Origin of the sequence: Streptomyces sp. NPDC020747 (assembly GCF_044334695.1) — a bacterium.
Taxonomy (GTDB): domain Bacteria; phylum Actinomycetota; class Actinomycetes; order Streptomycetales; family Streptomycetaceae; genus Streptomyces.
Genome location: NZ_JBIRTJ010000015.1, coordinates 35,441 through 47,821, shown reverse-complemented (window position 1 = coordinate 47,821; position 12,381 = coordinate 35,441). Strand labels below are relative to the sequence as shown.

General features: G+C 71.9%; 12 protein-coding genes. 9 read left to right on the top strand and 3 right to left on the bottom strand.

Annotated elements, in window-relative coordinates; translation table 11 throughout:
• The first annotated feature begins 85 nt into the window (after positions 1-85).
• The 3 genes from ACH4YP_RS33995 to ACH4YP_RS33985 all read left to right on the top strand — a co-directional run bounded on the left by ACH4YP_RS33995 (position 86) and on the right by ACH4YP_RS33985 (position 3,030).
• The gene (locus tag ACH4YP_RS33995) at positions 86-877 is read left to right on the top strand and encodes an MBL fold metallo-hydrolase (protein WP_398494669.1); all 792 of its coding nucleotides are present in this window, start codon (positions 86-88) and stop codon (positions 875-877) included.
• Between the two features lie 94 nt (positions 878-971).
• Positions 972-2,201: a damage-control phosphatase ARMT1 family protein gene (locus ACH4YP_RS33990; RefSeq protein ID WP_398494667.1), complete on the top strand. Its 1,230-nt coding sequence runs from the start codon at positions 972-974 to the stop codon at positions 2,199-2,201.
• A 142-nt stretch (positions 2,202-2,343) separates the two neighbouring features.
• Positions 2,344-3,030: a hypothetical protein gene (locus tag ACH4YP_RS33985; RefSeq protein ID WP_361071854.1), complete on the top strand. Its 687-nt coding sequence runs from the start codon at positions 2,344-2,346 to the stop codon at positions 3,028-3,030.
• Here ACH4YP_RS33985 and ACH4YP_RS33980 read toward each other — a convergent pair.
• On the bottom strand, positions 3,021-4,412 hold the full coding sequence (locus tag ACH4YP_RS33980) for an MFS transporter (RefSeq protein WP_398494665.1): 1,392 nt from the start codon (positions 4,410-4,412) through the stop codon (positions 3,021-3,023). The two genes, ACH4YP_RS33985 and ACH4YP_RS33980, sit on opposite strands and share 10 nt — an antisense overlap.
• Positions 4,409-5,005, bottom strand: coding sequence for a TetR/AcrR family transcriptional regulator (locus ACH4YP_RS33975; protein ID WP_398494663.1), 597 nt, complete (start codon positions 5,003-5,005; stop codon positions 4,409-4,411). The genes ACH4YP_RS33980 and ACH4YP_RS33975 overlap by 4 nt, the downstream gene beginning before the upstream one ends.
• A 160-nt stretch (positions 5,006-5,165) precedes the next feature.
• Between ACH4YP_RS33975 and ACH4YP_RS33970 the strand changes: the two genes are divergently transcribed.
• From ACH4YP_RS33970 to ACH4YP_RS33960, 3 genes are all read left to right on the top strand, one after another.
• Positions 5,166-5,546, top strand: a complete 381-nt coding sequence (locus ACH4YP_RS33970) for a hypothetical protein (protein ID WP_361071862.1) — start codon at positions 5,166-5,168, stop codon at positions 5,544-5,546.
• Between the two features lie 89 nt (positions 5,547-5,635).
• Positions 5,636-6,292, top strand: coding sequence for a DUF3105 domain-containing protein (locus tag ACH4YP_RS33965; RefSeq protein ID WP_398494661.1), 657 nt, complete (start codon positions 5,636-5,638; stop codon positions 6,290-6,292).
• A gap of 128 nt (positions 6,293-6,420) precedes the next feature.
• Positions 6,421-7,155, top strand: coding sequence for an ankyrin repeat domain-containing protein (locus ACH4YP_RS33960; RefSeq protein ID WP_398494659.1), 735 nt, complete (start codon positions 6,421-6,423; stop codon positions 7,153-7,155).
• A 35-nt stretch (positions 7,156-7,190) separates the two neighbouring features.
• On the opposite strand, the gene ACH4YP_RS33955 is transcribed toward ACH4YP_RS33960, so the two are convergent.
• Entirely contained in the window at positions 7,191-8,546 is a 1,356-nt protein-coding gene (locus ACH4YP_RS33955) for a helix-turn-helix domain-containing protein (protein ID WP_398494658.1), read from the bottom strand.
• A 323-nt stretch (positions 8,547-8,869) separates the two neighbouring features.
• Here ACH4YP_RS33955 and ACH4YP_RS33950 point away from each other — a divergent pair, with 323 nt between their 5' ends.
• The 3 genes from ACH4YP_RS33950 (at position 8,870) to ACH4YP_RS33940 (ending at position 12,323) form a co-directional block, all read left to right on the top strand.
• A complete protein-coding gene (locus ACH4YP_RS33950) occupies positions 8,870-10,024 on the top strand; it encodes a helix-turn-helix domain-containing protein (RefSeq protein ID WP_361071873.1) in 1,155 nt (384 codons plus the stop codon).
• A 71-nt stretch (positions 10,025-10,095) separates the two neighbouring features.
• Positions 10,096-10,974 (top strand): dienelactone hydrolase family protein, encoded by an 879-nt coding sequence (locus ACH4YP_RS33945; protein ID WP_361071876.1) that lies wholly within the window; start codon positions 10,096-10,098, stop codon positions 10,972-10,974.
• A gap of 452 nt (positions 10,975-11,426) precedes the next feature.
• The gene (locus ACH4YP_RS33940; RefSeq protein WP_398494656.1) at positions 11,427-12,323 is read left to right on the top strand and encodes a hypothetical protein; all 897 of its coding nucleotides are present in this window, start codon (positions 11,427-11,429) and stop codon (positions 12,321-12,323) included.
• Positions 12,324-12,381 lie beyond the last annotated feature (58 nt).

The following is a 12,381-nucleotide window of genomic DNA, read 5'->3' as shown; positions in this document are numbered from 1 at the left end:
AGAGACCGGAACGGGCTGGGCTGGGCTGGGCTGGGCTGGGCTGGGCTGGAAGAGATCACCGCATGCCCTCGGAGGGGGTCACCGCATGACCGAGGTCCGTGTCACTCACATCGGCGGTCCGACCACGCTGATCGAGGCCGACGGCTGGCGGCTGCTGACCGACCCGACGTTCGATCCGCCGGGCGGCCGGTACGCGTTCGGCTGGGGCACCTCCTCCCGCAAGCTGACGGGCCCCGCCCTCGCCGTCGCGGACCTGCCGCCGATCGACGCCGTCCTGCTGACCCACGACCACCACGGCGACAACCTGGACACGGCTGGACGTGCCCTGCTGCCGGGCGTCGGCACCGTACTCACCACACGGTCCGGTGCGGGTCGGCTCGGTGGCAACGCGCGTGGCCTGGCGGCCTGGTCGAGCACGCGGCTGGAGGCGCCCGGACGGCCGACGATCGACGTCACGGCGACTCCGGCCCGCCATGGCCCGCCGCTGTCCCGGCCGATCATCGGGGACGTCATCGGCTTCGCGCTCCGCTGGGAGGGCCAGCGGCACGGCGTGGTGTGGGTCTCCGGCGACACCGTCCTGTACGACGGCGTACGGGAGGTGGCCCGCCGTCTGGACGTGGGCACCGCCCTGCTGCATCTGGGCAGCGTCCGCTTTCCGCTGACGGGCCCGGTCCGCTACACGATGAACGCGGCGCAGGCCGTCAGCCTGTGCGGCGAGCTGCGGCCGCAGACGGTCCTGCCCGTGCACTACGAGGGCTGGGGCCACTTCCAGGAGGGCCGGACCGCCATCGAGGCGGAACTCGCCGGCGCCCCGGCCGACCTCCGCGACCGTTTCCGCTGGCTGCCCACCGGAAGGGCCATGGCCGTCACGGTGTGACACCCGGACCACGGAGGTTCCTTCCGCCCGGCGGTCCACGACGCATCCCTCCCCGTTCCCGACCACCGGGAAGTGCGGACGGTTTACTGGGGGCATGACCCGCCCCAGTCACAGCCCCGGCCGAGCCCTCGACGACGCCACCGCCACCGCCACCGACGCCACCGCCGAGGACCGTGCCCCCGTGATCACCAGCTCCCCCGGCTCGTTCGCCCGGAGTGTGCTGGACGAGCGGCACCCCGCCCTCATCGAGCGCGTACGGCGGGCCACTCCGTATCCGCCCGAGCAGCAGCGCGCGCTGGACTCCCTCCTGGAGGAGATCGACAAGGGGGTCATCGAGCGGCTCGACCACAGCGAGCCCGGCGCCGGGCGGTGGCGGGACGAGCCCTACTACGGGCAGCGTTGGCCGGACGTGCCGTTCCTGTGGGCGGAGAGCTTCTTCTACCGCAAACTCCTGGCCGCCCTGGGCCACTTCACGCCTGGGCCCTGGCAGAGCATCGACCCCTTCGCCCCCTTCAAGAACGCCGAACTCACGAGCTCCAAGGTCGACGAAGAGCTCACCGCGCTCGACCGCCTGCCCGAACTCCCGGCGGCGGAACGGGACCGCACCCTCCTGCTCTCCTCCCTGTGGGGCAACCGGGCCGATCTCGGCTTCCAACTGTCCGCCGGTGCCGAGGGGTTGGGCGAGCGTGTGACCGGCCTCGTCGTGGACGACTCCCCCGCACTCCTGGAGACCCTCGAAGCGGGCGAGCCCGGAAAGGTCTGTCTGGTCGCCGACAACGCCGGTCCCGAGCTGCTTCCCGACCTCGTCCTCGCCGACCATCTCCTGACCACTCGGCGGGCGGCCACCGTCGTCCTGCACCTCAAGCCGTACCCGTACTACGTGTCCGACGCGACCACCACCGACACCCTGGCCTGTCTCGACCGTATGACCGGGGCGTCCGGACATGCGGCGGAGGTCGGCGAGCGGCTGCGGCAGGCTGTCAGCGGTGGCCGGCTGATCCTGCGCACCCACGCGTTCTCGTGCGCGCCGCATCCCTACGAGCGGATGCCGGCCGACCTCCGGGAGGACTTCGCGTCCGCCACGGTCACCGTGATGAAGGGCGACCTCAACTACCGCCGTCTGGTGGGTGACCGCCACTGGCCGGCCACGACACCGTTCGCCGAGGCCACCGCGTACTTCCCGGGCCCGGTGGCGGCGCTGCGGACGCTCAAGTCGGACGTCGTGACCGGGCTCACGCCCCGGACACTGGAGGAGTTGGACGCGGGCGAGGAGGCGTGGCGCACGAGCGGGACACACGCCCTGATCCAGTTCGGCGCATGCTGATCCGGTTCGGCGCGTGAGCGTTCCGGTTGTGAGGACTGGGCTGTTTGTCCCGTCATGGGGCGGTGGCACCGCTAGCGTTCGCTGGTCACCGTTCGCATGAATGTGCATGACATGCACAGGGGGGAAGTCAGCTATGGGGAGCATGGGGAACAAGCGTGTGCTGAGACATCCGGCGCGGCTGATCGTCGCGTTGCTCGCCGGGTTCGCTCTGGTCCTGACCGGCACGGGCGCCGCCCACGCCACGACCACCGTGGAGATCCCGGCGGCCGCCGAGGGCGGCATCTCGGCGACCGTGAAGTTCTACGGGACCGTGGTGCCTCAGCCCTACAACCCGGATCCGACCGCCTACTTCGGCGACCGCAAGTGCCGGCTGATCTACCACGACTACGACCCGACGGCGGGCTGCGGGGGCTTCAAGCTCGGCGTCGTCCTGCACAACGTCCGCAATCAGCCCGGCTATCTGGCCGGCCTCAACAGCACCGGGAACTACTTCCAGGCGCACGCCGACACCGCCCGTACCTTCGGGTGCCTCCGTGCCGACGGCAGTTTCGACCACGGCACGAGTTTCGTCGTCCGCACCGAGCAGCAGCGCCTCGGCTCGACGTACTACGAGCCGGACAGCAACTGGATCCTGTCCGCGCATCGGAACTACGAGGGCGAGTACGGCCCGCACTTCTTCGTCAACTTCCCTCCAGTGGAGGTGAATTGCCCGTCGGGCATGACGGCGACCCAGTACGGGCTGAAGGTCAGCAATGTCAACATCAGCATTGACGACGCGAACGTCTTCGGTACGACGACGTGGAGTACGCCGGGGCCGTTCTACGGGTGACCCGCTGTGCTCTTGGCGCCCGGACCCTCGGCGGTGTCCGGGCGCCTTTTCCCGGCCGAGGCAGGGAGTCGGGTGGCCGGCAGCACGCCGAGTGCGGCGATGGCGGCGAGGACGACCAGCGCGGTCCCCCTCGCGGAGGCCCCGGCCGGTGCGAGCGTCGTGGCCACGGCCACCCCGAGGGCCGGGCCGATGTTCATCGCGGTCTGCTGGAGTCCGCCGGAGACGCCCGCCGACCGCACGGACGCCTCCCGCACGACGACCGCCGTCGCGGTGACCATCACGGGGGCGAAGCCGGCCCCCAGCAGAAGGAAACAGCCGCCGATCGCCACGGATCCCGACGTCTGGTCGAGCCGGGACGTCAGAAGGGTGGCGAGGGCCACGACAACCATGCCCGCCACGGTCGTTCGGCGCGGACCGAGGCGACGCAGCAGTACGGCCGAGACCGGTGCGCCGACCACCATGGCCACCGCGAGCGGCAGCGCGTGCAGACTGCCGTGGAGAGGGTCCAGGCCGAGTACGTCCTGGAGGTAGTACGTGCTGAGGAACAGCGTGCCGAACAGCACCGCCGACGCGGTGAGCAGGACACCGAGTGCCGAGGTGATCGTGGTCGAGCGGAACACGTCGGGCGGCACCAACGGCCCTGTCGTACGCCGCTCGTGGCGGACGAAGGCGGCGCACGCGGTTGCCGTGCACAGGAGTCCGAGCCCGCTCGCGGCCGTCCAGCCGGTGTCCGGCAGACCGACGAGGGTGTGGACCAGGCACACCAGTGTCACCCCCAGCAGGCACGCGCCCGGCAGGTCGAGGCGGACGTCCGAGGCCTCCCCCGGCACCCGTGCCACCAGGGCGAGCACCACCGCCGCCAGCGCCGGCAGGAGGCCCAGGAAGAAGACCGACCGCCAGCCGAAGTGGGTCGCGAGCGCCCCGCCGGCCAGCGGGCCGAGCGCGGCGGCGGCCCCGATGGCGCTCGTCCGCACGGCTATCGGCATCCCGAGGCGATCGGGCGGATACGCGGCGCGCAGCATTCCCAGGGTCGCCGGCTGCAGCAGCGCGCCGAAAACCCCCTGTACGACGCGCAGGCCGATGACCCAGCCCACGCCCGGCGCCAGGCCGATCGCCGCCGAGGTGACGGCGAAGCCCAGCATTCCGAGGGCGAAGACCCGTCGGTGTCCGTACCGGTCGCCGAGGCGGCCGGAGAAGACGAGCAGGCTCGCGACGGCGATGAGATAGCCGGTGCTCGTCCACTGCATCTGGACGAACGAGGCGTCGAGATCGCGTCCCAGGCTGGGCTGTGCGACGGTCAGCGCGGTCCCGTCGAGGGCGACGAGCGCGGCCCCGGTGATGCCCGCGGCGAGTGTGAGGCGCTGGTCGCGGACCGAGTTCACCGGGGCTCCGGTCCGAGGTGGGCGTCCAGGGCTGCTCGTACGAGGGGTTCGACGTCGTCGGCCCCTGTGGCGAGCTGGAGACTGCCCCAGCCCCACAGTTGCGCGATGCCGTGCAGGTTGGCCCAGAGGGCGCCCGCCACGTCCGGTGCCCGTACGTCGGGGCGCACCCGACTCACCAGGTCCGCAAGGGAGTTGAACAGCGGCAGGCTGGTCTCGCGCAGGCCCAGGCTGTTGCTCTCCAGCAGGTCGTGACGGAACATCAGCTCGTACATACCGCGGTGGGACACCGCGAAGCCGACGTAGATCCGGGCCAGCGCGGCGAGTTGGGCACGCGGGCTCTCCTTGCCGCCGCCCGGCTCCTCGCCGCCCCGCAGTTCCTCGGCGACCTCGGCCCCCAGTTCGGCGAAGCCCTCTCGCGCGATCGCGGAGAGCAGTTCCAGGTGGGTCGGGAAGTAACGGCGTGGGGCGCCGTGTGAGACACCAGCCCTGCGGGCGATCTCCCGCAGGGAGAGGGCCTGCACCCCCTCCTGGGTCACCAGGTCCACGCCCACGGCCACCAAGCGGGCCCGAAGTCCCGCCTCCTGTTCGGTCATGGACACTGTCTACCAGTCGCGAGTAGACAGTGTCTACTGACGACTATGGACAGTGTCTGCTCGCGGCTGGAGGCGCCTTCCCCGCTGAGCGGAGGCGCGAGCCCGGCCGATCCTCGGGGTCCGCGAACCACCGTCGCGCGCACCGCATACCATCACCGTGATGAGCAGCAGGACGCCACAGCGACCGCACCGCGTCACGCGGGACGCGGTGCTGCGTCCTGCCCTCGCCGTGCTGCTCGCGGCGTTGGTGATATGTCTGGGCTACGTGCCCTCGCACGGCCGGGCGGCTCCGGTCGCCGATCCCGTCGTCACCGTCTCCGCCGCCCAGGAGCGGCTGGGCTCCCCCGCCGAGCACGACCGGTGCTGCGGCCTGCCCACCCGGGAGGCGCGGGCCGTACTGCCCGTGGGGGCGCACCCGCTGCCCGCGGTGCTGCCGCGTATGCCGGTCGCGGCCCGCCCGGTGGTGGCCTCGCACGTCCCCGTCCTGCCGCCGGCGCGTGGCGCTCCCGATCTCCATGTCCTCCAGGTGCAGCGGATCTAGACCGACGTCCATGACCGAGACGTCCGTCCGACCCCTCACCCACCGCCGCCCGAAGGAACCGGCGCGGCGGGGACAAGGAACGCATTCCCATGAGCAGGACCAGCAAGAAGTCGGCCGCCACGGCGCGCAAGGCGCGTGTCGAGGAGCTGCGGCGGGCGGAGAAGGCCCGCGAGCGCAGAAACCGCGTCCTCACGATCACGATCTGCACGGCCATCGTCGCGGGGCTGGTCGTCTTCGGCGCCTACGGCATCAACAAGGCGAACGACAAGGACGAGCAGCAGCAGGCGGCCGTGAAGAAGCCCGTGAAGGGCGAGAAGTCCTGGAACGCGAAGAAGCTGACGCAGAACCATGTCGCGAAGGCCGTGTCGTACCCGATGAACCCGCCGGTCGGCGGCGACCACAACCAGGCGTGGATGACCTGTGACGGCTCGGTCTACACGAAGGCGATACCGAACGAGAACGCGGTGCACTCGCTGGAGCACGGCGCGGTCTGGGTGACGTACAACGACAAGGCCGCGGACGCCGATGTGAAGACGCTCTCCGGCAAGGTCGCCAAGACCCCGTACACGCTGATGAGTCCGGTGAAGGACCAGGCCGGGGCCATCATGCTGTCGGCCTGGGGCAAGCAGCTGACCGTGGACAAGGCGTCCGATCCGCGGGTCCAGCAGTTCCTCACGAAGTACGTGCAGGGTGCGCAGACCCCGGAGCCGGGGGCCGCGTGCACGAACGGGATCGAGGCGTCCTGACGAGCCGGCGCCGGGCTCTTCCGGGAGCCCGGCGCCACGCCGTACCTCCGTCTCTGGCAGGCTCACCCCAGGCGCATCGTTCCGATCCCGAGCAGGACGTCCCCGACGTCCTGGGCAGGAGGCGTGAGATGGAGACGCTCGACTCGCAGGATCCGCTCGCCGTCGCGGTGACCGAGGCGATCCGCGGCGGTGACCTGCCGACGCTCCGGCAGTGCCTCACCGAACACCCCGGCCTCGCCGACACGCGGATCGTGCGGCGCGGCGCCGGAGCGGGGACGCGCAGCCTGCTGCACGTCGCCGCGGACTGGCCCGGCCACTACCCGAACGGTCCCGCCGTCGTCGCCGCCCTCGTGGCGGCGGGCGCCGACCCCGACTCCCGATTCGAGGGCGCCCATTCGGAGACCCCGCTGCACTGGGCGGCCAGCAGCAACGACGTGCCCGTACTGGACGCCCTCGTCGAGGCGGGCGCCGACATCGAGGCCACGGGTGCCGTGATCGGCGGCGGCACTCCACTGGCCGACGCCCGCGGCTTCGGCCAGTGGCGGGCGGCGCACCGGCTGGTCGAACTGGGCGCGTGTACGACGCTCATGGACGCCGCGACGCTCGGTCTGCTGGACCGGGTCAAAGCGGCCGTCGAGGGCCTCGAACCGCCGGGCGCCGACGCCGTCACGCGTGCTTTCTGGGGTGCCTGCCACGGTGGCCAACTGGCCGCCGCCGACTATCTGTTGGCGCGGGGAGCCGATCTCGACTGGGTCGGCTACGACAACAAGACGCCCCTCGACATCGCACGGACGACGGACGCGGACGGGGTCGTCCAGTGGCTGCGGGAGCTCGGCGCGAAGAGCCGCGCCGAACTGCCCTGACCGTTCGCACCGGGATCCGGGCAGGGCGCCCGCGCCTACGCCTGTCTCGGCCGGGCGGGCGAGTGCGCGCGGGCCGCGTCGCCCGCCTCTCCGGCCCTGGCCCCGGCCCGCCATCCGACCGCACCCCGGGCCGTCGCGCCCCGGTTCACTGTGCCCCCGTCCGTCACACCGGGGGACAGCAGCCGGGTCAGTACGAGCATCGTCTCCAAGTGGCGTTCGGGATCCGGGCAGTTGCCGTCGGTGAGCTGGGTGATCTGGCGGAGGCGGTAGCGGACCGTCTGTTCGTGGACGTGCAGGCGTTCCGCCGTGAGGACGGCGTTGTCGCCGCAGCGCAGATACACCAGCAGGGTTTCGAGGAGCGGTTCGCGGCGGCGGGGCGGGAGTTCCAGGAGCGGCCCGAGGAGCTCGGCCGCGGCGGCTTCGAGGAGGTCGCCCGACTGGAACGCGGCGAGGACAGCCACGTGGTCGACGCAGCGCAGCGGTGTGCCGGCGGGCAGAGTCCCACGCTCGACGAGTTCCAGACCGCGCCGCGCCCACCGCAGCGAGACCGCTCCCCGGTCGGCGGGCACCACGGGTCCGAGGACCGCCCCCTTGGTCTTCGGCAGCCAACGCGGGCCCGGCGTACGGGGGTTGGGCAGGATGAGGTAAGGCGCGGCGGGGCTGCGGTCGGCGAGTACCTCGGGCGGCAGGACGTGGGTCTGCGGATGGTCGCCCGGTGGCAGGGCGAGGACCGCGAGCGTGCCGGGCAGCCGCCAGTCGGCCGCCGCCGCCAGCTCGGCGAGCGGCCGGGATCTGTCGTCGGGCTCGGCGACCAGGGCGTCCCGCAGCCGGTCCCGCTGTACGTCGAGCGGGGCGCGGTGGCTCTCCTCGGCGTAGCCGCGCGTCGCGGCCGCGATGGCCGTCCCGATCAGGGTGAACGTGTCCTCGGTGAGCGTCGCCAGCAGGGGCGCCGGCCAGTGCAGGCGGTACGCGTCCTTGATGAGCCGGCGGCACGCCACCCGCCCCGCCAGGTCGAGGGCGTCCCGCAACACGTCGAGGGGGCAGCCCAGGCGGCCGTGACGTGCGCCGATGCGTTCGTACAGGGCGATGATCTCGGCGGTGGCGGCCGGGCCGGGCCGACCGGTGTCATAGAGCGAGACGAAACAGTTGACCGTACGGTCGATGATCTGGCGCACCGAGTAGCCGTAGGTGCCGTCGACGATGTGCGTGTAGTGCGGCAGGCCGGTGCGGACGGCGTCCTCCATCTCGTCTATGGCGGCCGGCATGTGCCGCAGCAGCATCCGGCACACCTCGTCCGGGAGCGGCGCGGCGTACTGAGGGTGCGGGTCGTTCGTGCGCGTGGCCCGTTCGTGCGTGTTGGTGCGCGCGGCCCGTTCGTGCGTGGGGGTCAAGGAGCCTCCCGTCGATTCCCGTGGGGCTTGGCAGCCTCCGGGACCTGTGTGACGTACGCCAGATTCCGCGCGCGAACCGGCGGCGAAAGTGTCACCCCGCTTACACTCCAGCCACGACGACTCACTGTCCCGTGCTAGGCCCTGTCGCCAACTCCCGTCGTCCGCCCCGGAGGGCGGGCCCTTCGGCGGCATGGGGGTCCCCCTGGTCGAGCGAAGTCGAGAGCTCGGACAATCGTGCTCTCGGTGTGTGGTGCGCGCCTGCGCGCACCGCGTCGCACGGGCAGGCGCGAGTTCGACTACAGGGCCTAGTAAGGGAGTTGGACGTGTCAGCTGTCGACCCGCTCTTATCCAGGCGCCCTTGGCACGATCTGCCTCCGGCGCTCGCCCCGCTCCTCCGGGCCAGACTTCCGGAACTCACCACGGAGATGGTGCAGGCCATCCGCAGAGAGGTGCGCGGCTACCGGCAGCCGATCGGCTCCGCCGTCGCCCACGACCTCGCCGAGGCGGTCCGGCTGGCCGCGACGCAGTTCACCGAGCTGGTCGAGGAGCCGGACGCGCCGCAGCAGCACTACGTGCCGCGTTTCAAGCGGCTGGGCAGACTGGAGTACCTGAGCGGGCGCGGCATGGACGGGCTGCAGGCCGCGTACCGGATCGGCGCCCGGGTGGCGTGCCGCCGCTACATGGACGTGGCCCGGGAGGCCGCGTTCTCCGGTGAGATCGCCGTCCCGCTGAGCGAGGCGGTGCTCACGCACATCCACGCGATGGCCGAGGGGTCGGTGGCGGGCTTCGAGGAGGCGCGGGCCGGGGCGGCCGACGAGATGCTGCGCACCCGGCGGCTGCTCGCCGCACGGCTGCTGGAACGCAACAGGGATCCGCTCGCGGAACCGCTTCCCGATCTCGCCCGCAGGGCCGCGTGGCCGCTGCCGGAACGGGTGCGGTGCGCGGTGCTGCCCGCCGCCGCCGACCTGACCGCGGTGCACGAGGACGTACTGCGGGTGAGCCGGGGCGGCGAACTGCATCTGGTGACGCCCGACGACAGCCTGCTGAGCGTCCTGGACGGAACGGAAGCGGCGGTGGGCCCGAGCGTGCTGCTGAGCGAGGCGTGGGTCTCGCTGCACTGTGCCCGGCTGGGCCGGCGCCTGGGGCGGCTCCGGGCTGAGGACCATCTCGCGGAGCTGCACCTCCTGCACGGTTCGCCGATCGGAACTCTCCTCACCGACCAGGTACTTGAGCCGTTGCGCGCCCTGCCGCCGGGCAAGGCCGAACGGCTCACGGACACACTCGACGCGCTGCTCACGTCCGGTGGGCGGACGGCCCCTGAGGTCGCCGCCACGCTGGGCATCCATCCGCAGACCGCCCGCAACCGGCTGCGGCAACTCGCCGCCCTGTACGGCGACAGACTCGACGACCCGGCATTCCGGTTCGACGTTCAGCTCGCGCTGCGCAGCAGGTCAGTGCGTCGTTCCTTGCTGCCCTGACAAACTTCCGTACGGAATTCAGCAGTTGAGCCAGAAGCGGTCCTGACTTTCGGTCAGCATGCTCTGGCCGCATGAGACATGCCAGCACCCGCGCAGCGAAACGCCTAGGCCTTCTCTCCGGCGCCGCCGCACTGGCGGTGAGCCTGAGCCTCCTTCCCCAGGAGGCTCAGGCCGGGCCCGGAGACTTCCAACGAGGCCCCGACCCCACCGAACAGTCCATCACCGCCGAGCGTGGTCCCTTCGCCACGGCTCAGACCACGGTCGACGGTCCGACCTTCAAGTCGGGCACCGCCTACTACCCCACCGACACCAGCCAGGGCACGTTCGGAGCCGTCGTCGTCAGCCCCGGCTTCGTGACGCCCGAGGCGCTGATCAGCTGGTACGGCCCCCGCCTCGCGTCGCAGGGCTTCGTCGTCCTGACGCTGGAGACCAACTCGGGCTTCGACCAGCCCGACGACCGCGCCACCCAGATGCTCAACGCACTGGACTACCTCGTCCAGTCCAGCTCCGTGCGCAACCGCATCGACCCCAACCGCCTTGCGGTGATGGGCCATTCGATGGGCGGGGGCGGCTCGCTCAAGGCGTCCGAGTCGCGCCCCGCGCTCAAGGCGGCCGTGCCGCTCATGCCGTGGAGCAACGACAAGACCTGGCAGACAGACCGGGTGCCCACGATGATCATCGGCGCCGAGAACGACGCCATCGCCTCACCGGCCTCTCACGCGGAGGTGTTCTACAACAGCCTCACCGCCGCTCCTGAGAAGGCGTACCTGGAGCTGAGGGGCGCGGATCACAACGTGGCGCTCGGTTCCAACGTGACGATCGCGAAGTACAGCATCGCCTGGCTGAAGCGGTTCGTCGACGAGGACGTGCGGTACGACCAGTTCCTCTGCCCGGCGCCCGCGCCCAACACACAGATCAGCGAATACCGGAACACCTGCCCCACGGGATAGCCCCACCCCAGGGGGGCGGCCGCGCGGTCCGTACGCGGACCGCGCGGCCCACATGCGCTCGCCGAGGTCCCGGCGGACCTCGGCGAGTCCCCGTGAGGACACACCGGAACACCGGTTGGACACGGGCCGATGCGGCGACCCGAGGACCGACGCCCTCAACTCCGGGGACCGACACCCTCAACTCACGGGCGGCGCAGGCCGATCCGACGATGCCGGCCCGCTGCACCGCGTACCGCCCCACCCCCTACCCGCGCCCCTACGACCTGGACCATCCGGGCGACGCGTACCGGCCCTGACCCGTCCGGTCCGGCGTGGGAACGGCCCGGCCGTCGGCGCTTCCCGCATCCTCTCCTCGACGCGTGCGACCACGTTCGACCGTATGCGACCACATCTGAGCGCACGCGACCGATGTTTGCCCGGCCGTTGGCGCCCCGGAGCCGGAGGAGGAGTCGATGCCGTCCCATCCCAGGCCACGCAGGACGACCCTGGTACTGACCGCGATGGCGGTACTGGCCGCCGCGGGCTGGACCGCCGCGGGCCAGCCGGCGGGAGCCGCACCCCGGACCCTGGCGCCCGAGCTACCCCCGCCCGCCATGCTCTGCGCCCCCGCGGGCACCCTGAAGGGCGAGGGCGGGCAGCGCGCCTCCGTCAGTCTGTGCGCGAGCGGCGGGGGCGTGGGTACGTCACTGTCGGCTCCGGCCACCTGCGGGCGGGCCGGGTCCGCCGTCCGGTACAGCTGCCGGACGTCCGGCACCTGGACCCTGCGGCGCGACGGCAGGACCGTCGCCACCGGCCCGCTTCCGGGCGGCAGGGAGAACCCCGGTCCGGGCACGTACGAGGTCAGCGGCACCGTGCACGTCCGTTCGTCACCCGCGGGTGTCGAGCTGCGGGGCACGGTCCGCGCCACTCTGACCCTCACCGGCCCGAAACCCGTCATCACCCATCGCATCGAGGCCGACCGGCACACACTGCGGCCGAACACGACCACGACGGTGACGTACACCGTCTCCCGCGACAGCGACGAGGGGGACGGAAGCGCCCGTTTCGGCCTCATCGGCGAGGAGGCCTCGGGAGTGGAGCTGACGACGGCCGACCCGCGCTGCGTCAATCCGCTCGTCGGCCGCTATCCGTCGAGCGCCCGCAGCATGTACGCCCTGGACTGCGCCCTCACCGACCTCCAGCCGGGCCGGCCCTCCACGGTGGTCGTCCGGGCCAGGCTCGCGGAGTCCTGCACGACCGTCGTGTCCAAGCTGGGCTACTGGATGCCCCGGGGCCAGACCCTCTACACCGGAGGCATGCTCGCCGGCCCGACGATCACCTGCACGCCGTCAAGTGCCCACGGGCACTGACCACTTGGCGCCAGGAACACCACCGGGCCGGCCCCCACGAGGGGACCGGCCCGGGCCG